Origin of the sequence: Paraburkholderia sp. IW21 (assembly GCF_041321145.1) — a bacterium.
In the GTDB taxonomy this organism is placed as follows: domain Bacteria; phylum Pseudomonadota; class Gammaproteobacteria; order Burkholderiales; family Burkholderiaceae; genus Paraburkholderia.
The window spans coordinates 184934-206010 of record NZ_JBGGWA010000008.1 but is presented as its reverse complement, the minus strand read 5'-3'; the positions used below and the strand labels follow the sequence as shown (position 1 = coordinate 206010).

Here is a 21077-nt window from a genome sequence, read left to right as displayed (position 1 = left end):
ACGACCATGCCGAAACCGAAGCGCCGCCCGCCGCAAGCCGAGTCTGAGACGATCAGCCGCGCCACGTCCGCTTCGGTGGACGAAGGCGTCGCTGCGGAAGTGGAAGAAGAGATCGCAGAAGAGCGCGATCTCGACGAGCACCAGGGTGGCGCGGAAGAACCCAGCGAGGCCCGCGAACCCGCGCCGGACGCGGACGATTTCCGCGCACTGCTTCAAGCCGAGCTGACGGCCGACACGATTCAGCATTACCTGAATCGCATCAGCGTCAAGCCGCTTCTGACCGTCGAAGAAGAGCAGAAGTATTCGCGTCTCGCCAAGGCGGGCGAATTCGACGCGCGGCAGGTGATGATCGAGCGCAATTTGCGGCTCGTCGTCAGCATCGCGAAGGGTTACCTCAACCGCGGCGTGCCGCTGCTCGATCTGATCGAAGAGGGCAACCTCGGCCTGATGCACGCCATTGAGAAATTCGATCCTACCCGCGGTTTCCGTTTCTCGACATATGCCACCTGGTGGATCCGCCAGAGCATCGAGCGCGCGATCATGAACCAGGCGCGCACGGTGCGTTTGCCGGTGCACGTAATCCGTGAGCTCAACCAGGTGCTGCGCGCCAAGCGCCATCTGGAAAAAAACTCAATGAATTCCGGTGAAGCAGCCGAGCGCCGCGACGCCAGCATCGACGACATTGCCTATCTGACGGGCAAGACCACCGACGAAGTCACCGACATCCTCGCGCTCAACGAACACACCGCGTCGCTCGACGCGCCGCTCGATCTCGATCCGGCGAGCAGCCTGCTCGATCTGCTGTCCGACGATCAAAGCCAGTCGCCGGATGCCGAAGTGCAGCACCGCGAGCTGGAGACGCTCACGCGCGCATGGCTTGCGCGGTTGTCGGACAAGCATCGTCATGTGATCGAGCGCCGCTTCGGGCTGAACCACATCGAGCCCGCCACGCTCGAGGAACTGGCCGACGAAATGGGCCTCACGCGCGAGCGTGTGCGCCAGATCCAACAGGAAGCGCTGGTGCGGCTCAAGCGCTTCTTTGCCTCCAACGGTGTTCGGAAGGACGCCGTTCTATAACCTGATGACACCGATTCTTGTTTTCGACATCGAGACGATTCCCGATGTCGCCGGCATTCGCCGACTTGAAGATTTGCCCGCCACGCTGAGCGACGCCGAGGTCGCCGAGCACGCGTTCGCCGCGCGCCGCGAAAAGACCGGCAGCGATTTCTTGCCGCACCACCTGCAACGGATCGCGGCAATTTCCTGCGTGTTTCGCGACAACAACGGTTTCCGGGTGCGCTCGCTCGGCACGCTGGAAGACGGCGAGGCGGCGCTCGTGCAATCGTTCTATCGCGTGATCGAAAAGTACACGCCGCAGCTGGTGTCATGGAACGGCGGCGGATTCGACCTGCCGGTGCTGAACTATCGCGCGCTGGTCAACGGCATCCCTGCCTACCGTTTCTGGGATCTCGGCGAGGACGACCGCGAGTTCAAGTGGAACAACTACATCAGCCGCTATCACGCGCGTCATACCGATCTGATGGATGTACTGGCGATGTATCAGGCGCGCGCCAACGCGCCGCTCGACGCCCTCGCCAAGATGTGTGGCTTTCCGGGCAAGATGGGCATGGACGGTAGCCAGGTGTGGCACGCGTACCAGCAAGGCCGAATCGAGGAAATCCGCAATTATTGCGAGACCGACGTCGTCAATACCTACCTGTTGTATTGCCGCTTCCAGCTGATCCGCGGCGCGTTTTCGGCCGAAGAGTATGCTGACGAGATCAATCTGGTCAAAAATGCGCTGGCGCTGGAAACGGCGCCCCAATGGGCCGAGTATCTGGCCGCATTCGATCAGTAGCCTGCTTAACAGTCTTGTAACGAAGCAGTTCGCCGCGTGCTAACACGGTTGAGCGCTCGCCGGCGGTCGCCGTGGCGCGAAATCGTGTGGAGACGGGCGCCGTTCAATCAAAGCCCTCCAGGCGCCTGGTGGCCCCTACGAGGGCGCTGAATCGCTGGCATAGTCGGCGCTTCGTCTACAATCTCGCCTTTCCCCAAGTCTGCCAGGAAGTCGCAGGTGTCCCGAACTGCCCCCCAACGTCGCTCGCCGAAACGCCAAAAGGTGCCCGCCCCGGCGAAAGTGCACGTCATTAGCGGCAATGAGCCGATCATCGAAATTGTTTCGCTCGACATGGAAGCGCGCGGCGTGGGTCGCGTCGAGAGCGAAGACGGCACGCCCGGCAAGGTGATTTTTGTCGAAGGCGCATTGCCTGGCGAGCGCGTCAGCTACGCGACGCTTCGCAGCAAGGCGAAATTCGAGCAGGCGGAGGTGGTTCAGGTGCTCCGCGAAAGCGTGATTCGCACCACACCGAAATGCGCTTATTTCGATACCTGCGGCGGCTGTTCGATGCAACATCTGGACATTCGCGCTCAGGTTGCCGTCAAGCAGCGCGTGCTCGAAGACAATCTCCAGCATCTGGCGAAGCTGCGCCCGGAGACGGTCTTCCGGCCGATTCACGGGCCGGCGTGGGGATATCGCTATCGCGCGCGTCTGGCTGTGCGCTATCTGCCGGAAAAGGGCGGCATGCGCGTCGGCTTCTACGAGAAGAAGAGCAGCAACATCGCCGACATGAAGACCTGCGAGGTGCTGCCGCCGCATGTGTCGGCGATGCTGATGCCGCTGCGTTTCATGCTTCGCAAGCTGTCGATCTACGACCGTATGCCGCAGATCGAGCTCGCTGTCGGCTCGTCGGTCACCGCGATGGTGCTGCGCAATCTCGCGCCGCTCACCGCCGCCGACGAGCAGGTGCTGCGCGATTTCGCCGACGAGCACAAGGTGCAGTGGTGGCTGCAACCCGGCGGTCCTGACACCGTCACGCCGTTCTATCCGCTCGACGTGGAGCTCGACTACACGCTGCCGGAATTCAACATCCGCATGCCGTTCAAGCCGACCGATTTCACCCAGGTGAATCACGCAATCAACCGCGTGCTGGTGAGCCGCGCGCTGCGTCTGCTGGCCCCGGCGAGTACGGACCGCGTGCTCGATCTGTTCTGCGGGATCGGCAACTTCACGCTGCCGCTTGCACGGATTTCGAGGGAAGTGGTGGGCATTGAAGGCAGTGACGTGCTGACGTCGCGCGCGCTCGCCAATGCCGGGTTGAACGGCGTCGCGGGGCATACGTCGTTCGCCTGTCGCAACCTGTTCGAAGTCACTGCCCACGACCTGCGCGCACTGGGCCATTTCGACAAGTTCCTCGTTGACCCGCCGCGCGAAGGCGCGCTGGCCGTGGCGAGGGCGCTGGCCGAGATCGCGCAAAGCGGCAATGGGCCGCTGCCGAAGCGCATAGTCTACGTGTCGTGCAATCCGGCGACGCTTGCACGCGATGCAGATGTGCTGGTGCATGAGGCCGGTTATCGGCTCGTTGGGGCGGGTGTCGTGAACATGTTCCCGCACACGTCGCATGTGGAGTCGATTGCGTTGTTCGAGCGGGACTGAGCGCGCCTGTTGCCGGCCTGTGCCGACCCCGCTGGCGGGTTCTGCACAAACAAAAACGCCACGACCGAAGTCGTGGCGTTTTTGTTTCTAGCGAATTTTCAGTGCGCCGCGCGGCTTAGAACTGCCACCACGATTTTTCCTTACCCGGCCTTGCATGCCCGGTGATATACGGGCTGTCGGGGAAGGTGCCGGCCAGAATGCGCTTGGTGTCGTCGGCCATTTGCGGCTGGTTCAGCTTCTCGTACGACAGCACCATGATGTGCAGTGCGTCTTCGATAGCCGGGGCGTTCTTGTATTCCTTCAACGCCAGCTGCGCGCGGTTGATCGCGGCGACATACGCACCACGGCGGTAGTAATAATCCGCCGCGTGGACTTCATGCGACGCCAGCGCGTTCACGATATAGCGCATGCGTTGCGCGGCGTCCGGCGCATACTTGCTGTTCGGATACTTGTTGACCACGATCTTGAACGCGTCATACGACTCGCGCAGCGACTTCGGATCGCGCTCGCTCATGTCCTGGCCGGAGAAGCGGCCGAACAGACCGAGATCGTCGTTGAAGTGGATCATGCCCTTCAGGTAGTAGGCGTAGGCGATGTCCGGGTGATCCGGGTGCAGCTGGATGAAGCGGTCGATCGCCTGGTCAGCGGCGGCGTTTTCGTTGTCTTTCCAGTTGCAATACGCGACGTTGATCTGCGCTTGCTGGGCAAAGTGGCCGAACGGATCGCGGCCTTCGAGCATCTCGAAATACTTGGCGCACTTGCCGTAATCACCGCCGGCCAGAGCGTCGTTCGCCTCCGTATATAATTTGTTGTTGTTCCACGTAGCCGTTTCGTCGGTCTTTTCCGGCAGGCCGTGACAAGCCGCAACAACGGCGACGGCTGCGGCGCACGCAATGTATCCGGCCACTTTACGGGCCGCCTTCTTGATGGCCGCCAAATTGATCGCCGCTTTAGTGATGGTGTTCAAGGCTCGCATTTTCCAGTCTAGCTTTACGTCCAGGTGACCCAGACTCAATGACCCGCTCAAATACTCCAGGCGCCGCAACCGGTGCCGGGAATGGCAACGAAGATTATAGCGTAAGCGCTGACCCCTCCGACGCGTTGGGCGTCGATTCACTCGACGACGATCTCGGCAGCGACGCGCTCGCCCCCGCCGGCGCGCAAAGCAGGGTGCCGACCGTGGCCAGCCGTGTGGCGGACGAGACGCCGCGCAGCATCGTCGTGCCCGACGAACTGGCCGGCGAACGCCTCGACAAGGTGGTCGCCCGCCTGTTTCCCGAGTTCTCGCGCAACCGGCTGCAAAGCTGGATCGAGGCGGAACGGGTGCATATCGACGGTAAGCCGGCCCGGATCCGTCAGCCGGTGCCGCTTGGCGCGAACCTCGAGCTCGTGCCCGATCTGCTGCCGGAACAACTCGCCTTTACGCCCGAGCCCGTGCCGCTCGAGATCGTCTATGAGGACGACACGCTGGTGGTCATCAACAAGCCGGCCGGCATGGTCGTGCATCCGGCGTCCGGCAACTGGAGCGGCACGTTGCTGAACGGCCTGTTGTATCGCTATGGCGAGGCCGCGGCAGGCTTGCCGCGTGCGGGCATCGTGCATCGGCTGGACAAGGAGACCTCCGGCCTGATGGTGGTGGCGCGCACGCTCGAGGCGCAGACTGATCTGGTGCGCCAGTTGCAGGCGCGCACGGTGAAGCGCCGTTATCTCGCGCTGGTGTGGGGCAACATGCCTGAAGAGGGCACGATCGACGCGCCAATCGGCCGCGATCCGCGCGAACGCACGCGCATGGCGGTGGTGACGAGCGCATCGGGCAAGGCTGCGCGTACGCATTTCCGGCGCGTCGATACAGCGATCTGGCAGCGTCAGCCGGTCACCGCGATTCATTGCGATCTGGAAACCGGCCGTACCCATCAGATTCGCGTGCATTGCGCGCATATCGGCCATCCGCTGCTTGGCGATCCGGTTTATGGACGCGCGCGCGGGAAACGCTCGGTAACGCCGCTGCCGGACGGTTTCGCGCGCCAGGCGCTGCATGCGTGGCGTCTCGGCCTGATCCATCCGCAAACCGGCCGGACCATGCAATGGCGCGCCGATGCACCGGAAGACATGCAGGTGCTGTCGGCGGCGCTCGGCCTTGGGCGTGACGATGCCGGCGCGTTCGATGAGACGTACTATGAGGAAGCCGACTACGACGCCTCGCAGGACGATGACGCCGACGAAGACGAAGCGCTCGGTGACAGCGCGCACGAAGGCGATGAACACGACGACGAGGACGATCACGCATGAGTTTGCCCGAGCTAAGCTTTGCCGATGTCGTGCAGCCCGCATGGAATGTCTCGCCACGCGTACGCGCGCTCGTCACCACCCGCAACGGCGGCGTGAGCGAGCCGCCGTTCGGCCGCTGGCAGGACGGCGCGGACCAGCTGGGCGGCCTGAATCTGGGGATGAAAGCCGGTGACGATCCCGCCGCGGTCCCCATCAACCGCGCGCGGCTGCTGAAGCTGGCCGGCGTGGACGAAGCCGCGTGGCTCGAACAGATTCACGGCGCCGGCATTGTGCGCGCTGAAGATGTGCTCGCGCAGGCTCAAGCAAGCGGCACGCCGACACGCGCCGATGCCAGCGTCACCGATCGGTCCGGCGCGGTGTGTGTCGTGATGGTCGCCGACTGCATGCCGGTGCTGTTGTGCGACGAAGCGGGGCGCGCGGTCGGTGCGGCGCATGCCGGGTGGCGTGGCCTCGCAGCGGGCATCGTCGAACAGACCGCGCAGCGTGTCGCCGATCTCGCCGGCGTGGAGGTCGCCTTGTTGCATGCCTACCTCGGTCCGGCAATCGGGCCGAACGCGTTCGAAGTCGGCGCAGATGTACGTGACGCCTTCATGAACGGCGTGGACGGCGCGCAACGCGAGGCCACGGCCAATGCGTTCGTTACGCATCCGCAAAATCCCGGCAAATATCTCGCCGATCTCGCGGCGCTGGCGCGCTTGCGCTTGCAGCGGCTCGGCGTGACGAAGATTGTCGGCGGCGATCTTTGTACGGTCACGCAACGTGAGCGTTTCTATTCCTACCGCCGCGATCGCGAGACCGGCCGCATGGCCGCGCTGATCTGGCTGGACGATCAGGCGCAGACGCTCGCAGACTAAGTTGCGCGTTAAGTCCGTCAAACAATCATCCACGAACGGCTGCATCGAATGGCGCTTCGCTTTGTCAGCGCCATTGTGCGGCCGTGCCGCGATTTGCCATTGCGCGACTGATGTGACGCCTTCTGTGACGCTTTCCTACGAGCACCCGTACGAGGGTTTATTCGGAGGCTCAGTGTGCATTTTTGCTGCGCTGCCGGAATTCGCCGCGCGGGCGTAAATCTGTCGCCAGAAGTGTCTGCGGGCGAACGGATGAACGCACATAAACCCGCGCAATATGGGAGCTTTTTTCGCTTGCGTCGGCACGGACCAACCCGGGTTCCACGAGCGCGATCTGCGATACAGGGAAAACGATAATTAAAAAACTATCGCACTGCGGCAAAATCGGGATCAAGCATTGACATGCCTTGCGGTGGGGAGCAAGAATGTTCCTCACAGTTCCTCGTACATGGGACAGGGCGTGACGAGGTCGCGAGCAATCGCCCACGTGCGCACTAACCTGCCTCTCAACCCGTCCGCAAGGACTTACCGGTCAAAAGCAGGTATGGCAGCATCACATTCCTCAGCTTCTCCCAGCACGGACTCCTCGAAGGAGCCTACGCAGCAGGCCGGTACGAGCGGAGCAACGCCGGCCGCAGGCATGCAGCAGTTATTCGACGCCTGGATGAACGCATGGCGTTCGCTCGGCACCCCGCCCGGCGGCAACGGCATGCCTTTCCCGATGCCGCAAATGCCGCAAATGCCTCAGATGTCGCAAATGGGCATCCCTTACATGCCGCAAATGAGTCTGCCGCAGATGCCGTCGTTTCCCGGCATGCCGGATTTCAGCAAACTGGCTGCAGGATCCCTGCCGTCGATGCCTTCATTCGCCGGGCTCAATATGCCGGGCGCCGCGATTCCGTCGGAGCGTTTGCAAAAGCTGCAAGCCGATTATTCGCGCGAGGCGATGGAGCTGATCCAGCAGGCCACCGGCTCCGCGACGAAAGCGCCCGAACTCAAGGACCGCCGTTTCAGTTCCGACGCGTGGAGCGCGACGCCGGCTTATGCGTTTACCGCGGCGTGGTATCTGTTGAATGCGCGCTATCTGCAGGAAATGGTCGACGCGCTCGAGACGGAACCGAAGGTGCGCGAGCGCATCCGTTTCGCCGTTCAGCAATGGACCGCTGCGGCATCGCCCAGCAACTTCTTCGCGTTGAATCCGGAAGCGCAAAAAACCTTGCTCGAGAGTAAGGGCGAGAGCTTGCGCCAGGGCGTGATGAACCTGCTTGCCGACATGCAACGCGGCAAGATTTCGCAGACTGACGAATCGGGTTTCGTGGTGGGCGAGAATCTCGCGAACACCGAAGGCTCGGTGGTGTTCGAGAACGAACTGCTGCAGTTGATCCAGTACAAGCCGCACACGGCTACCGTGCGCGAGCGGCCGCTGTTGATCGTGCCGCCTTGCATCAACAAGTTCTACATTCTCGATTTGCAACCGGAGAATTCGCTGGTCGCGCACGCGCTCGATTCGGGTCATCAGGTGTTCCTGATTTCGTGGCGCAACGCGGATGCCTCGATTGCTCACAAGACGTGGGACGACTACATTGGCGAAGGCGTGCTCAAGGCAATCGAGACGGTCAGCAAGATCAGCGGGCGCGAGCAGATCAACACGCTCGGTTTCTGTGTAGGCGGCACCATGCTCGCCACGGCGCTGGCGGTGGCGTCCGCGCGCGGCGAACATCCGGCCGCGTCGATGACCTTGCTCACCGCGATGCTCGACTTCTCGGACACGGGCGTGCTCGACGTGTTCGTCGACGAAGCGCATGTGCAGATGCGCGAGCAGACCATCGGCGGCAAGAACGGCGGCGTGCCGGGATTGATGCGCGGCATCGAATTCGCCAACACCTTCTCGTTCCTGCGGCCTAACGATCTGGTGTGGAACTACGTCGTCGACAATTACCTCAAGGGTCGTACGCCGGTGCCGTTCGACCTGCTGTACTGGAACAGCGATTCGACCAGCCTCCCGGGGCCGATGTACGTCTGGTATCTGCGCAATACGTATCTCGAGAATCGTCTGCGCGAGCCGGGTGCATTGACGACCTGCGGCGAACCGGTCGACCTCTCGAAGATCGATGTACCCACCTTCATCTACGGGTCACGCGAAGACCATATCGTGCCGTGGCAGACCGCGTATGCGTCGGTACCGCTGTTGAGCGGGCCGTTGAAATTCGTGCTGGGTGCATCGGGCCACATCGCGGGCGTGATCAACCCGCCGGCGAAGAAAAAGCGCAACTACTGGACGCTGGAAGGCGATGTCAAGACGCTGCCGGAAAGCCCGGAAGAATGGTTCGACGACGCGGCCGAAGTGCCTGGCAGCTGGTGGCCCGAATGGACCACCTGGCTCGACCAGTACGGCGGCAAGAAGGTGAAGCCGCGTACGCAACCCGGCTCCGCCGAATTCCCCGCGATCGAACCGGCGCCGGGGCGTTACGTGCGGCAGCGGGAGTAGGTTTAGCACGCTTCATGGTGCGGTTTTTTAGCGGTATGAATGGGCGTCTGATTGAGCAGGGGCGCTAGAGCAACGAGATTTTTAACTTGACGGGCTGCGGCGTGTTTTGCCGTTGTGCCCGGAGGATATGGAAATGACTGATGTTGTGATCGTATCGGCCGCCCGTACGGCAGTAGGCAAATTTGGTGGGTCGCTGGCGAAGATCGCCGCACCCGAACTCGGCGCGACGGTGATTCGTGCCGTGCTCGAACGGTCTGGTCTGAAGCCTGAGCAGGTCAGCGAAGTCATTCTGGGGCAAGTGCTGACGGCAGGCTCGGGGCAGAACCCGGCGCGTCAGTCGCTGATCAAGGCGGGGCTGCCTACGGCCGTGCCCGGCATGACGATCAACGTGGTGTGCGGCTCGGGCCTGAAGGCCGTGATGCTGGCCGCCAACGCAATCATCGCGGGCGATGCGGACATCGTGATCGCCGGCGGTCAGGAAAACATGAGCGCCGCGCCGCACGTGCTGCCGGGCTCGCGGGACGGTTTCCGCATGGGCGATGCGAAGCTGGTCGACTCGATGATCGTCGACGGCCTGTGGGACGTGTACAACCAGTACCACATGGGCGTGACGGCGGAAAACGTTGCCAGGGAATACGGCATCACGCGCGAGCAGCAGGACGCGTTCGCGGCGCTGTCGCAAAACAAGGCGGAAGCCGCGCAGAAAGCCGGGCGTTTCAACGATGAAATCGTGCCGGTCGACATCCCGCAACGCAAGGGCGAACCGCTGCGCTTCGCGACGGACGAGTTCGCGCGTCATGGTGTGACGGCCGAATCACTCGCGAGCCTGAAGCCGGCCTTCTCGAAGGAAGGCACGGTCACCGCGGCCAATGCGTCGGGGCTGAACGACGGCGCGGCGGCGGTGCTGGTGATGTCGGCAAAGAAAGCCGAAGCGCTCGGCCTTACGCCGCTCGCGCGCATCAAGGCTTACGCCACCTCGGGGCTGGATCCGAAGGTGATGGGCATGGGTCCGGTGCCCGCGTCGCGCCGCTGTCTCGAGCGCGCGGGCTGGACCCCGGCCGATCTCGACCTGATGGAAATCAACGAAGCGTTTGCCGCACAGGCGCTGGCCGTGAATCAGCAGATGGGCTGGGACGCGTCGAAGATCAACGTGAACGGCGGCGCGATTGCCATCGGCCATCCGATCGGCGCGTCCGGTTGCCGGGTTCTCGTCACGCTGCTGCACGAAATGCAGAAGCGCGATGCCAGGAAGGGCCTGGCGTCGCTGTGTATCGGCGGCGGCATGGGCGTGGCGTTGGCGCTCGAGCGCGCTTAAGTCGGCGTCGGCAGGCGGCAGCCGGTAAGCAGGTTGCCGCGCGTCGCATTGCAGCAGGCGGCGCGTGGTGAGCCGTGGCTTCGACGGCCGGTCGCCCGGCGGCAGTGGAGATGAAGCACCAGGCGAGGGTAGAGGCAGCCGGTCGGCGCCTCGAAAACGATAACGGAGTGTAGTTTATGACACAGCGAATTGCGTACGTAACGGGCGGGATGGGCGGCATCGGCACGAGCATTTGCCAGCGGCTGCATAAGGAAGGCTTCAGGGTGGTCGCAGGCTGCGGCCCGAACTCGCCGCGCCGTGTGAAGTGGCTCGAAGAGCAGAAAGCCTTGGGCTACGATTTCGTCGCGTCCGAAGGCAACGTCGGCGATTGGGAGTCGACCAAGGCCGCATTCGACAAGGTCAAGGCCGAAGTCGGAGAGGTCGACGTGCTGGTGAACAACGCCGGCATTACGCGCGACGTCGTGTTCCGCAAGATGACGCACGAAGACTGGACGGCGGTGATCGACACCAACCTGACCAGCCTGTTCAACGTCACCAAGCAGGTGATCGACGGCATGGTCGAGCGCGGTTTTGGCCGGGTCATCAACATTTCGTCGGTGAACGGGCAGAAAGGCCAGTTCGGCCAGACCAACTACTCGACCGCGAAGGCCGGTATTCACGGCTTCACGATGTCGCTGGCACAGGAAGTGGCCACCAAGGGCGTGACGGTCAACACCGTGTCGCCGGGCTACATCGGTACCGATATGGTCAAGTCGATCCGTCCGGACGTGCTGGAAAAGATCGTCGCGACGATTCCGGTGCGTCGTCTCGGTCAGCCGCAGGAAATTGGCTCGATCGTGGCGTGGCTCGCCTCGGACGAATCGGGTTTCTCCACGGGCGCTGATTTTTCGTTGAATGGCGGTTTGCATATGGGCTGAGTCATGGGCGCGCCGCTCACAAGGCGGCGCGTGTCTGCTCAGATGGTTCCGGCGGCGTCTCGACTGCGCAATTGCCCGATTGCGCAGCCGGCATGCCGCCGTTTTCGCGCTCAACTCGCGCTCAAAGGCGTTACATGACTACTACTACAAAGAAAACAGCCGAACGATTGATCAAGAAGTATCCGAATCGTCGGCTCTACGACACCGAGACAAGCACGTACATCACGCTGACGGACGTCAAGCAGCTCGTGCTGGATCAGGAGGATTTCAAGGTCATCGATGCGAAGAGCAATGAGGACCTGACGCGCGCCATCCTGTTGCAGATCATTCTTGATGAGGAGAGCGGCGGCTTGCCGATGTTCTCGTCGTCGATGCTGTCGCAGATCATCCGTTTCTACGGCCATGCGATGCAAGGCATGATGGGCACGTATCTGGAAAAGAACATCCAGGCCTTCATCGACATTCAGGCGAAGCTCGCCGACCAGTCGAAGAATCTGTACGAAGGCAAGGCGATGAATCCGGAAGTCTGGTCGCAATTCATGAACATGCAGGCACCGATGATGCAGGGCATGATGACCAGCTATATCGAACAGTCGAAGAATATGTTCGTGCAGATGCAGGAGCAGATGCAGACCCAGGCGAAGTCGATGTTCGCGACCTTCCCGTTCACGCCAGGCGGTCCGGTGAATGCAGCCGGCGCTCCGGCCACGCCGGCTAATCCGCAAAGCAACCCGGAACCGGAGAAGAAGTAACGGTGCGACGCTGACGCGCGCGGCTGGCGCGTCTCTACGTGTCCGCCACGCGGCCGTGGCGCAGCGGCGCGGACGCCTTTGACGGATCGTCGGGTCGCCGGCTGCGGTCGCCAGTGGCCCGGGCGCGGTTGGATGGCCGCGCGCGGTACAATCTCGGGCTGGGTGCGTGGGCTTTAATCTTTGGGGTGTCCTTGTGAAATCCCGCGAGACCTTCGCACTGCCCCCATTTGTCGCCACCGCTATACGCCAGCCTCACCTACCTATGTCGCAGACCCATTTCCCCACCGCGCCCACGCCTTCGATTCCGAAGGTCGGATTTGTCAGCCTTGGCTGACCGGAAGATGCGCAAAAACAGCTTAAGCGCCGCTTTCGCATGAGCCGGCTGTTTCTTGCGCCCATGGAAGGGCTTGCGGACTACGTCCTGCGCGACGCGTTGACCCGCTCGGGCGGATTCGACGGGTGTGTGTCCGAGTTTGTCAGGGTGACGGGCTCCGTGCTTCCCGAGCGTGTCTACGAGAGGGACACACCGGAAGTCCTCCACGGCGGCCGCACACCTGGCGGCACGCCGATGGTGATCCAGCTTCTGGGGAGCGATCCTGAATGGATGGCGCTGAATGCCGCCCAGGCGGCTCGTTTGTCGCCGCATGGACTCGACCTGAACTTCGGCTGTCCCGCCAAGGTTGTCAACCGGCACGGTGGCGGGGCGATGTTGCTGGCGCACCCCGAACAGCTGAACCGGATCGTCTCGTCCGTTCGCGCGGCGGTGCCTGCCGGCATTGCCGTGACAGCAAAAATGCGGCTTGGCGTATCCGACACCTCGCTCGCGATCGACTGCGCCACGGCGCTGGCCGAAGGCGGCGCGGCCTCCCTCGTCGTGCATGCGAGAACACGTGATCACGGCTACCGGCCGCCGGCCCACTGGGAGTGGATCGCGCACATCGACGCCGCCGTGGACGTGCCGGTCATTGCCAACGGAGAAGTCTGGACGGTGGCCGACTGGGAGCGGTGCCGGGCTGTTAGCGGCTGTGCGGACGTGATGATTGGGCGGGGCGCCGTATCGGACCCTTTTCTGGCCCTGCGCATACGCGGACTGATGGACCGATCCCCATCCGGCGAGGAATGGCCGCTCGTGCTGCGTCATATCTTCGACTACCTGAAGAAACTGCAAGCCCGTGTCGCATCCCGCCACGAACACGGACGCGTCAAAATGTGGCTCAGCTATCTGAAGCGAACCTGGCCGCAAGCTGTCGAGCTGCACGCAGCTATCCGGCGCTTGCATGATTCGCGCGAAATTCTAGAGGTGATAGAGCGTGCCCTCGCGTTCAACGGCGCACTACCGGCACATCGATCCGCAGCCCCCGGCCGGCTCGATCGGGCAGACGTCGCCACCGTTTGAAGACAAGAATTCAAAGACTTACGAGCGTCGGCTCTGCCGAACCGCTACAATTCGAGGTTTAACGTCTTCAAGCGGTTCCCCATGTCTGCCACCCCCCCGATTACCACGCCGAAGGTCGGCTTTGTCTCGCTTGGTTGCCCCAAAGCGCTCGTCGACTCCGAACAGATCATCACGCAGCTGCGCGCTGAAGGTTACGAGATCTCGGGCACCTATGACGGCGCGGACCTCGTGGTCGTCAACACTTGCGGTTTCATCGACGAAGCCGTGCAGGAAAGCCTCGACGCGATCGGCGAAGCGCTCAGCGAAAACGGCAAGGTGATCGTCACCGGCTGTCTCGGCGCGAAGAAGAGCGCGAGCGGCGGGGGGCTGATCGAAGAGGTCCATCCGAAGGTGCTGGCCGTGACCGGCCCGCATGCGCTCGGCGAAGTGATGCAAGCGGTGCACAACCATCTGCCGAAGCCGCACGATCCGTTCGTCGATCTGGTGCCGGCTGCAGGCATCAAGCTCACGCCGCGCCACTACGCGTACCTGAAAATTTCCGAAGGCTGCAACCATCGCTGCACGTTCTGCATCATCCCGTCGATGCGCGGCGACCTCGTGTCGCGCCCGGTCGCCGACGTGATGCTCGAAGCTGAGAACCTGTTCAAGTCCGGCGTGAAGGAACTGCTGGTGATTTCGCAGGACACGAGCGCGTACGGCGTTGACGTCAAGTACCGCACTGGCTTCTGGAATGGCAAGCCGATCAAGACGCGCATGACCGATCTGGTCGGCGCGCTTGGCGAACTCGCGGCGCAATACGGCGCATGGGTGCGCCTGCACTACGTGTATCCGTATCCGAGCGTCGACGAAGTGATTCCGATGATGGCCGAAGGTCCGTTCAAGGGCCACGTGTTGCCGTATCTCGACGTGCCGTTCCAGCACGCGCATCCGGAAGTGTTGAAGCGCATGAAGCGTCCGGCCAATGCCGAAAAGGTGATGGAGCGCGTGAAGGCATGGCGCGAAATGTGCCCGGATCTGACGATTCGCAGCACCTTCATCGCCGGTTTCCCGGGCGAGACCGAAGCGCAATTCCAGACGCTGCTCGACTTCATCCGCGAGGCGGAGCTGGATCGGGTCGGCTGCTTTGCTTACTCGCCGGTGGAAGGCGCGAGCGCGAACGAACTCGACGGCGCGTTGCCCGACGAAGTGCGTGAAGAACGCCGCGCGCGTTTCATGGAAGTGGCCGAGGAAGTGTCAGCCAGGCGCATCGCGAAGAAGGTTGGCAAGACGCTGAAGGTGCTGGTGGACGAGATCAATGCCGACGGCGGCATCGGCCGCACTGCGGCGGACGCGCCCGAGATCGACGGTGTCGTGTATATCGCACCGGCCACCAAGGCGTCCAGGCGCTACAAGGTCGGCGATTTCGTGTCGGTGAAGATCACCGGCGCCGACGGCCACGACCTGTGGGGCGAGGTCTAAACGATGACGGTGAGCATGGCCGGTGCGCCGGCAGCTTCCATGCCGGGTGGCCAGCACCCGGAAGGCCGGCCCCCGGAAAGCCGGCCCCCGGAAATCCTCGCGCTCGGCGAGGCGATGATTGAATTCAACCAGTCGGCGAAAGATCAGCCGAACTATCTGCAGGGCTTCGGCGGCGACACGTCGAACTTCTGCATCGCAGCGGCGCGGCAGGGCGCGAAGACCGGTTTCGTGTCCGCCGTCGGCAGCGACCATTTCGGGCATCTGTTGATCGATCTGTGGGAACGTGAGCAGGTGGACACCTCGCTCGTGCGGGTCGATCCGCACGCGCCCACCGGCGTCTATTTCGTTTCGCACGGTCCGGCAGGTCACGCGTTCGACTACCTGCGCGCCGGCTCGGCCGCGAGCCGGTACGCGCCGCACGACCTGCCGCTCGATGCGATTGCCGCGGCCAAGGTCATTCATCTGTCCGGCATCAGCCTCGCGATCAGCCTGAGCGCCTGCGACGCAGCGTTGGCGGCGATCGGGCATGCTCGAGCGAACGGCGTGCGCGTGAGCTTCGATACCAATCTGCGGTTAAAACTGTGGCCGCTCGCGAGGGCGCGCGCGGTAATGCTCGAAGCCATTCGTCAAACTGACATCTGCCTGCCGAGCTGGGATGACGTCACCGAACTCACTGGCCTGACGGGGCGTGACGAGATCGTGGATTTCCTGCTGTCGCAGGGTCCGCGTGTGGTCGCGCTCAAGCTCGGCAAGGAAGGCTCGTACATCGCCACGCCTGACGAACGGCGCGTCGTGCCCGGCCACGTGGTCAATGCCGTCGATGCAACCGGCGCGGGCGACTGCTTCGGCGGTGCGTTCATCGCGCGCATCGTCGCCGGTGACGATCCTTTTGAGGCGGCGCGTTATGCGAACGTCGCCGCGGCGCTGTCCACGCAAGGCTACGGCGCGGTCGCGCCGATCCCTTCGCGAGCGACGGTCGAACACGTCCTGGCGGGCTGACAGCTGCGCGCTGCCACGCGTAGGCCGCCGTCCGCCAGGACAAGATTTATCTTTAGAGACTAAGAGAGGAGCGAGCGATGCAACGGGAAGTCGTGGTGGTAAGCGGCGTGCGTACGGCAATCGGTGGTTTTGGCGGCAGTCTGAAGGACTTTCCACCGACCGACCTGGGCGCACGCGTCGTGCGTGAAGCGCTGGCGCGCGCGAATGTGTCGGGCGACGACGTCGGCCATGTGGTGTTCGGCAACGTCGTCCATACCGAACCGAAAGACATGTACCTGGCGCGCGTGGCCGCGATCAACGGCGGCGTCGCGCAACATGCGCCTGCATTGACCGTGAACCGGTTGTGCGGTTCGGGCTTGCAGGCAATCGTCTCTGCCGCGCAAAGCGTGCTGCTCGGCGACGCCGACATCGCGATCGGCGGTGGCGCGGAAAACATGAGCCGCGCGCCTTACTCCATGCCGGCTGCGCGCTTCGGCCAGCGCATGGGCGACGCGCGTCTCGTCGACATGATGGTCGGCGCGCTCAACGACCCGTTCCAGTCGATCCATATGGGCGTGACCGCCGAAAACGTCGCGCGCAAATACGACATCTCGCGCGAAACGCAGGATGCGCTCGCCCTCGAATCGCACCGCCGCGCGGCTAACGCGATCACGAGCGGCTATTTCAAGGAACAGATCCTGCCGATCACGATCCCGTCGAAGAAGGGCGACGTCGTATTCGACACGGATGAGCATGCGCGAATGAATGCAACGGTCGAAGACTTCTCGAAGTTGAAGCCGGTGTTCGCGAAGGAAAACGGCACGGTGACGGCCGGCAACGCGTCAGGCATCAACGATGCCGCCGCAGCGGTCGTGCTGATGGAGCGCAGTGTTGCTGAACAGCGCGGCATCAAGCCGCTGGCTCGGCTGGTTGCGTACGCGCATGCCGGTGTCGATCCGGCGTACATGGGCATCGGCCCGGTGCCGGCAACGCGCAAGGCGCTCGAGCGCGCCGGCCTGACGGTCGCCGATCTGGACGTGATCGAAGCGAACGAAGCGTTTGCCGCTCAGGCGTGCGCGGTCAGCAAGGAACTCGGCTTTGATCCGGCCAAGGTGAATCCGAACGGCTCGGGTATCTCGCTTGGCCACCCGATCGGCGCAACTGGCGCACTGATCACGGTGAAGGCGCTGTACGAACTGCAACGGGTGGGCGGCCGTTATGCGCTGGTGACGATGTGTATCGGCGGCGGTCAGGGTATCGCGGCGATCTTCGAACGGATCTGAGGCCGGCCGCGAACGGGTATTGACCAGGTTCAGGTAACAAGGACGAAACGGATGCAGGAATCGAAAGCGATGAAGGGTGCAATGCGTCGGCGCGGTTGGGCAGTCCCCCAGGGGGACTGCCTTCGAGGCGTAGTGAGTGCGGTCGCATTGCTGCTGTGTGTCGGCACGGGGGCCGTATTGCCGACGCAGGCATGGGCGGAAAGCGACGCGGTCAAGGAACTGGCGGCACCCCCGCCAATTCAGTTGCCCCTCAAACCGAGCCCCGAATTCGCGAAGTTTCCGCGCTATGCCGGCCTGCTGGGCTCGCGTCAGATCGTGCTGCGGTTGGGCGCTAAAACGGACGATCCGGCCGGCGTGCATGGCGAGTATCAGTACACCGATACCGGCGAGGTCATTCTGATCGCGGGCGACCGCGACGGCGATACGCTCGAAGTCGAGGAATCGAACGACGGCACGCATATCACCGGCAACTGGGTCGGCAAGTTTGCCGCTGATGGTTCGGTGGCGGGCGAGCGGATGAATGTCGACGATTCCGACCCGCAAGCGTTCGATCTGAAGCCGCTGGCAGCGGGGCAGGCCGTGCCTGCTGCTGCGGCTGGTGGCGGTGCCGCTGCGGCGGCCAACAAGGCCGCGGGCGCGCCGCATTCGTCTGCCGGCGGCGCAGCAACACCCGCCTCGGCGACGGGCAGTCGCCACGCCGTCGGCGGAATTAGCAACTTGCAAACCGGCGAGTAATCCAATCCACCGCCTGTGCGGTCCGTTTCTTACCTACATTCACCATGACCCAATCCAAACTCAAACGTGGTCTGCAAACCTGCATCGTGCGCCCGGAGGACCGGCTCACGCCAGGCTTCGAATCGTTTTCGATGCCGGTGACACGGGCTTCGACGGTCGTGTTCCCCAATCTCGCGACGATGCGCGCACTCGACTGGAAAAACGACGCGCAGTGGCGCTACGGCCTGCACGCCACGCCGACGTCGCTCGCGCTGGCGCAGCGGCTTGCCACCATCGAAGGCGGCAATCACGCGCTGTTGCAGCCGTCGGGGTTGTCGTCGATTTCGAATGTGTATTTCGGCCTCGTCAAGGCCGGCGACGACGTGCTGATTCCCGATAACGTCTATTCGCCGAACCGGGATCATGGCGACTGGCTGGCGCGCGATTTCGGCATCACGGCGCGTTACTACGATCCGATGATCGGCGCGGGCATCGCGGATCTGATCCGGCCGAACACGCGCCTGATCTGGCTCGAAGCACCGGGTTCGGTGACGATGGAAGTGGCCGACGTGCCCGCCATTACCGCAGCGGCGCGCGCGCGCAACGTCGTCACGGCGATCGACAACACATGGTCCGCAGGGCTCGGCTTCCGCCCGTTCGACCACGGCGTCGATATCTCGGTGCAGGCGCTGACCAAATACCAGTCAGGCGGCGGCGACGTGTTGATGGGCGCGACGATCACTGTTGATCGCGAGTTGCATCTGAAACTGAAGGCGGTGCGCATGCGCATGGGTATCGGCGTCTCGGCGGACGACTGTTCGCTGATTCTGCGTAGCCTCCCGACCATGCAACTGCGCTTCGAACAGCATGACCGCGCGGCGCTCGGGCTCGCCAAGTGGCTGAAGACGCGTCCGGAAATTGCCGCGGTGCTGCACCCGGCGCTGCCCGACTGTCCGGGCCATGAGTTTTACAAGCGCGACTTCACGGGCGCGGGTGGGCTGTTCTCCGTCGTGTTCGACGGACGCTACAGCGCGGCGCAGATCGATACGTTCTGCGAGTCGCTCGAGCTTTTTTCGCTCGGCTGGAGCTGGGGCGGCGCGCACAGTCTCGCGATGCCGTACAACGTTGCCTCGATGCGCACCACAGGGCAATGGCCGCATCGCGGGACGTTGGTGAGGTTCTATATCGGCCTGGAAGAAGAGGCCGATTTGCGTGCGGATATCGAGCAGAGTCTGGTGGCGCTGGGATAAGCGCCTAAGAGCGGTTTGTTGAAGGGCAGGTAAGCCCATCGGGATACGTTTCCGGTGGGCTTTTTTATTTTGTCAATATAGCCAGTAAACCTAACCATTCGGCCGAATGTTCGACGCCGGATCTCGACGCTACGATCGTGCACATCCTGACTAACGGTTGCCGCACTATGGTGAGCTTCGATGAATCTATTTTTCTGGATGTTGCTGAATCTTGGCGTGCCGATCATCGGCCCGATCTTTACGCTAGCGCTCGTCGCACCCACGCACGGCTGGCGCGTCGCAAGGGCGTTGATCACCGCATCGGTGAAAGACGGCCAACTGTTCTGGTGTGCGATCGGATTGTGTGCGGCCGCGGTATATGAGGCGGTGACGGCGCTGGAACGAGGAAGTGGCGAGGTGCCGGTCTTGGAGTCCGCCATTGTCGGATTCTGCATGCTGGCGTTTTCCTGTTCCATTGTCGTGATGTCAGCCTTGGTCAATGCACATCACGATCGGGCGAGCACGATTGCTCGCAATAGGCAGGCACGGTTCGTTACCGGGTCGTTGTCGCGGGTAGCAATCGGCACTTCTATTTTTGCGACCTCCGTTGCTGCCGTTCTGTTTGTAATCCTACACGTATGCATGATTTAGCTTTTTTAGATAGTGCAGCACTTATACTGATCCGCTAAAGGAGGCACTCATGCAAAAAATATTCACGTTTCTGGAATCTGACGAAAATTTCGCGCGTGTTGCGAAGTGGGCTAATGTCGTGATAGGCGTGGTTGCGGCTTACATGTCCGTGGTGTTCTTGATAGCCTTTCTGAAGAAATGACACCTACGTCACCGCAGGCCGTCATTGCGCCGGCCTGTGCAATTTAAAGCTTCAAAACAACCGCAACAATCCGTCCAGTCCAACATAATTGAACGCCACGCTGGCCGCTTCGCGCACCACCGGCTTCGCGCGAAACGCAACAGATAGCCCTGCAGCGGCCATCATCTTCAGATCGTTCGAACCGTCGCCCATTGCAATCGCATGGGTCGGCTCGATGCCCAGTTGGGCGCATGTCTCGCGCAGCGTGCGCGCCTTCACGTCGGCGTTCACGATCTCGCCGATTACCTTGCCGGTCAACTTTCCGTCCACGATGTCGAGCGTGTTCGCGCGCGTGAAATCGAGGCCGAGCCGGGCCTTCAGCTTTTCCGTGAAGAACGTGAATCCGCCCGACACCAGCAGCGTTTTCAAACCCGCCGCTTGCGCGCCCGCCAGCATCTGTTCCGCGCCCGGCGAGAGTTGCAGCCGCTCTTCATAAACGCGTTCGAGCGCGCCGGCGTCGAGTCCCTTGAGCAGTGCCACCCGGCGCGTCAAGCTTTCGTTGAAGTCCTTGATTTCGCCACGCATCGACGCTTCGGTGATCGCCGCCACTTCTGCTTTCAGCCCGCAGAAGTCCGCGATCTCGTCGATGCATTCGATTGTGATCAGCGTCGAGTCCATGTCCATCGCGACGAGTCCGAAGTCGCGCAACTGCCTGCCCGGTTCGACAAACGCGTAGTCCAGTTGATGCGTGCCGCAGTAGACCTCGAGATCGGCGCGCTGCGCAATGTTTGCGTCATTGATGCGAAGCGCGTTCGCGTCGATGACGGTGGCATGCGAGCCGCGCGCGAGTGCGACAAGCGTTTTGTGGTGGTCGGCGGAAAGGGGCGCGGGGCTTTGGATGACGAGGTTCATGGACGACGCATTGACGCAGAATAGGACAGGCGCGCGGCGCGCGCGGAAAATCCCGTTATTGTAACGGTTCGACGACCTGCCGCTCGCCATGCAATACGCTGAGCAATTCACCTTGTAATTCGCCGTGCAATCTGCAGTGCAATCATCCCGCGCCCAGTTCATACTGGCGCATCGAACGACGCCCCGCAGCC

Annotated in this window: 19 protein-coding genes; 17 read left to right on the top strand and 2 right to left on the bottom strand. The window is 62.7% G+C overall.

What is annotated here, in order from left to right; genetic code table 11:
• Window positions 1–6: 6 nt before the first annotated feature.
• From rpoS to rlmD, 3 genes are all read left to right on the top strand, one after another.
• The gene (gene rpoS / locus ACAX43_RS20205) at window positions 7–1077 is read left to right on the top strand and encodes an RNA polymerase sigma factor RpoS (RefSeq protein ID WP_370710188.1); all 1071 of its coding nucleotides are present in this window, start codon (window positions 7–9) and stop codon (window positions 1075–1077) included.
• A gap of 4 nt (window positions 1078–1081) precedes the next feature.
• Window positions 1082–1858 (top strand): 3'-5' exonuclease, encoded by a 777-nt coding sequence (locus tag ACAX43_RS20200; RefSeq protein WP_370710187.1) that lies wholly within the window; start codon window positions 1082–1084, stop codon window positions 1856–1858.
• A gap of 216 nt (window positions 1859–2074) precedes the next feature.
• Entirely contained in the window at window positions 2075–3493 is a 1419-nt protein-coding gene (rlmD, locus tag ACAX43_RS20195; protein ID WP_370710186.1) for a 23S rRNA (uracil(1939)-C(5))-methyltransferase RlmD, read from the top strand.
• A gap of 115 nt (window positions 3494–3608) precedes the next feature.
• On the opposite strand, the gene ACAX43_RS20190 is transcribed toward rlmD, so the two are convergent.
• Window positions 3609–4469 carry an outer membrane protein assembly factor BamD gene (locus tag ACAX43_RS20190; RefSeq protein WP_370710185.1) on the bottom strand — a complete coding sequence of 287 codons (861 nt, stop codon included), beginning with the start codon at window positions 4467–4469 and terminating at the stop codon, window positions 3609–3611.
• 38 nt (window positions 4470–4507) lie between these two features.
• Here ACAX43_RS20190 and ACAX43_RS20185 point away from each other — a divergent pair, with 38 nt between their 5' ends.
• From ACAX43_RS20185 to ACAX43_RS20120, 14 genes are all read left to right on the top strand, one after another.
• Window positions 4508–5782 carry an RluA family pseudouridine synthase gene (locus ACAX43_RS20185; RefSeq protein WP_370710184.1) on the top strand — a complete coding sequence of 425 codons (1275 nt, stop codon included), beginning with the start codon at window positions 4508–4510 and terminating at the stop codon, window positions 5780–5782.
• The gene (gene pgeF, locus ACAX43_RS20180) at window positions 5779–6636 is read left to right on the top strand and encodes a peptidoglycan editing factor PgeF (protein WP_370710183.1); all 858 of its coding nucleotides are present in this window, start codon (window positions 5779–5781) and stop codon (window positions 6634–6636) included. The genes ACAX43_RS20185 and pgeF overlap by 4 nt, the downstream gene beginning before the upstream one ends.
• A gap of 637 nt (window positions 6637–7273) precedes the next feature.
• Window positions 7274–9121: a class I poly(R)-hydroxyalkanoic acid synthase gene (gene phaC, locus ACAX43_RS20175; RefSeq protein ID WP_370710182.1), complete on the top strand. Its 1848-nt coding sequence runs from the start codon at window positions 7274–7276 to the stop codon at window positions 9119–9121.
• A gap of 133 nt (window positions 9122–9254) precedes the next feature.
• A complete protein-coding gene (locus tag ACAX43_RS20170; RefSeq protein WP_370710181.1) occupies window positions 9255–10436 on the top strand; it encodes an acetyl-CoA C-acetyltransferase in 1182 nt (393 codons plus the stop codon).
• A gap of 176 nt (window positions 10437–10612) precedes the next feature.
• The gene (locus ACAX43_RS20165; protein WP_370710180.1) at window positions 10613–11353 is read left to right on the top strand and encodes a 3-ketoacyl-ACP reductase; all 741 of its coding nucleotides are present in this window, start codon (window positions 10613–10615) and stop codon (window positions 11351–11353) included.
• A 134-nt stretch (window positions 11354–11487) separates the two neighbouring features.
• The gene (gene phaR, locus ACAX43_RS20160) at window positions 11488–12105 is read left to right on the top strand and encodes a polyhydroxyalkanoate synthesis repressor PhaR (protein WP_370710179.1); all 618 of its coding nucleotides are present in this window, start codon (window positions 11488–11490) and stop codon (window positions 12103–12105) included.
• Window positions 12106–12478: 373 nt separating this feature from the next.
• The gene (locus tag ACAX43_RS20155) at window positions 12479–13501 is read left to right on the top strand and encodes a tRNA dihydrouridine synthase (protein WP_370710178.1); all 1023 of its coding nucleotides are present in this window, start codon (window positions 12479–12481) and stop codon (window positions 13499–13501) included.
• 81 nt (window positions 13502–13582) lie between these two features.
• Window positions 13583–14959, top strand: coding sequence for a 30S ribosomal protein S12 methylthiotransferase RimO (gene rimO, locus ACAX43_RS20150; protein ID WP_370710177.1), 1377 nt, complete (start codon window positions 13583–13585; stop codon window positions 14957–14959).
• A 39-nt stretch (window positions 14960–14998) separates the two neighbouring features.
• Window positions 14999–15958, top strand: coding sequence for a sugar kinase (locus ACAX43_RS20145; RefSeq protein ID WP_370710338.1), 960 nt, complete (start codon window positions 14999–15001; stop codon window positions 15956–15958).
• Window positions 15959–16035: 77 nt separating this feature from the next.
• A complete protein-coding gene (gene bktB, locus ACAX43_RS20140; protein ID WP_370710176.1) occupies window positions 16036–17220 on the top strand; it encodes a beta-ketothiolase BktB in 1185 nt (394 codons plus the stop codon).
• 51 nt (window positions 17221–17271) lie between these two features.
• Window positions 17272–17955 carry a hypothetical protein gene (locus tag ACAX43_RS20135; RefSeq protein WP_370710175.1) on the top strand — a complete coding sequence of 228 codons (684 nt, stop codon included), beginning with the start codon at window positions 17272–17274 and terminating at the stop codon, window positions 17953–17955.
• A 44-nt stretch (window positions 17956–17999) separates the two neighbouring features.
• A complete protein-coding gene (locus ACAX43_RS20130; protein ID WP_370710174.1) occupies window positions 18000–19184 on the top strand; it encodes a cystathionine beta-lyase in 1185 nt (394 codons plus the stop codon).
• A 180-nt stretch (window positions 19185–19364) separates the two neighbouring features.
• On the top strand, window positions 19365–19814 hold the full coding sequence (locus tag ACAX43_RS20125) for a hypothetical protein (protein WP_370710173.1): 450 nt from the start codon (window positions 19365–19367) through the stop codon (window positions 19812–19814).
• A gap of 49 nt (window positions 19815–19863) precedes the next feature.
• On the top strand, window positions 19864–19995 hold the full coding sequence (locus ACAX43_RS20120; protein WP_370710172.1) for a hypothetical protein: 132 nt from the start codon (window positions 19864–19866) through the stop codon (window positions 19993–19995).
• Window positions 19996–20046: 51 nt separating this feature from the next.
• On the opposite strand, the gene serB is transcribed toward ACAX43_RS20120, so the two are convergent.
• On the bottom strand, window positions 20047–20886 hold the full coding sequence (gene serB / locus ACAX43_RS20115; RefSeq protein ID WP_370710171.1) for a phosphoserine phosphatase SerB: 840 nt from the start codon (window positions 20884–20886) through the stop codon (window positions 20047–20049).
• Window positions 20887–21077: the final 191 nt, after the last annotated feature.

Excerpts from the sequence above, each read along its gene's own strand:
- rpoS (WP_370710188.1), top strand. The coding sequence starts at position 7 with ATGCCGAAACCGAAGCGCCGCCCGCCGCAAGCCGAGTCTGAGACGATC.
- ACAX43_RS20200 (WP_370710187.1), top strand. The coding sequence starts at position 1,082 with ATGACACCGATTCTTGTTTTCGACATCGAGACGATTCCCGATGTCGCC.
- ACAX43_RS20190 (WP_370710185.1), bottom strand. The coding sequence starts at position 4,469 with ATGCGAGCCTTGAACACCATCACTAAAGCGGCGATCAATTTGGCGGCC.
- ACAX43_RS20185 (WP_370710184.1), top strand. The coding sequence starts at position 4,508 with ATGACCCGCTCAAATACTCCAGGCGCCGCAACCGGTGCCGGGAATGGC.
- pgeF (WP_370710183.1), top strand. The coding sequence starts at position 5,779 with ATGAGTTTGCCCGAGCTAAGCTTTGCCGATGTCGTGCAGCCCGCATGG.
- phaC (WP_370710182.1), top strand. The coding sequence starts at position 7,274 with ATGCAGCAGTTATTCGACGCCTGGATGAACGCATGGCGTTCGCTCGGC.
- ACAX43_RS20170 (WP_370710181.1), top strand. The coding sequence starts at position 9,255 with ATGACTGATGTTGTGATCGTATCGGCCGCCCGTACGGCAGTAGGCAAA.
- ACAX43_RS20165 (WP_370710180.1), top strand. The coding sequence starts at position 10,613 with ATGACACAGCGAATTGCGTACGTAACGGGCGGGATGGGCGGCATCGGC.
- phaR (WP_370710179.1), top strand. The coding sequence starts at position 11,488 with ATGACTACTACTACAAAGAAAACAGCCGAACGATTGATCAAGAAGTAT.
- ACAX43_RS20155 (WP_370710178.1), top strand. The coding sequence starts at position 12,479 with ATGAGCCGGCTGTTTCTTGCGCCCATGGAAGGGCTTGCGGACTACGTC.
- rimO (WP_370710177.1), top strand. The coding sequence starts at position 13,583 with ATGTCTGCCACCCCCCCGATTACCACGCCGAAGGTCGGCTTTGTCTCG.
- ACAX43_RS20145 (WP_370710338.1), top strand. The coding sequence starts at position 14,999 with ATGCCGGGTGGCCAGCACCCGGAAGGCCGGCCCCCGGAAAGCCGGCCC.
- bktB (WP_370710176.1), top strand. The coding sequence starts at position 16,036 with ATGCAACGGGAAGTCGTGGTGGTAAGCGGCGTGCGTACGGCAATCGGT.
- ACAX43_RS20135 (WP_370710175.1), top strand. The coding sequence starts at position 17,272 with ATGCAGGAATCGAAAGCGATGAAGGGTGCAATGCGTCGGCGCGGTTGG.
- ACAX43_RS20130 (WP_370710174.1), top strand. The coding sequence starts at position 18,000 with ATGACCCAATCCAAACTCAAACGTGGTCTGCAAACCTGCATCGTGCGC.
- ACAX43_RS20125 (WP_370710173.1), top strand. The coding sequence starts at position 19,365 with ATGAATCTATTTTTCTGGATGTTGCTGAATCTTGGCGTGCCGATCATC.
- ACAX43_RS20120 (WP_370710172.1), top strand. The coding sequence starts at position 19,864 with ATGCAAAAAATATTCACGTTTCTGGAATCTGACGAAAATTTCGCGCGT.
- serB (WP_370710171.1), bottom strand. The coding sequence starts at position 20,886 with ATGAACCTCGTCATCCAAAGCCCCGCGCCCCTTTCCGCCGACCACCAC.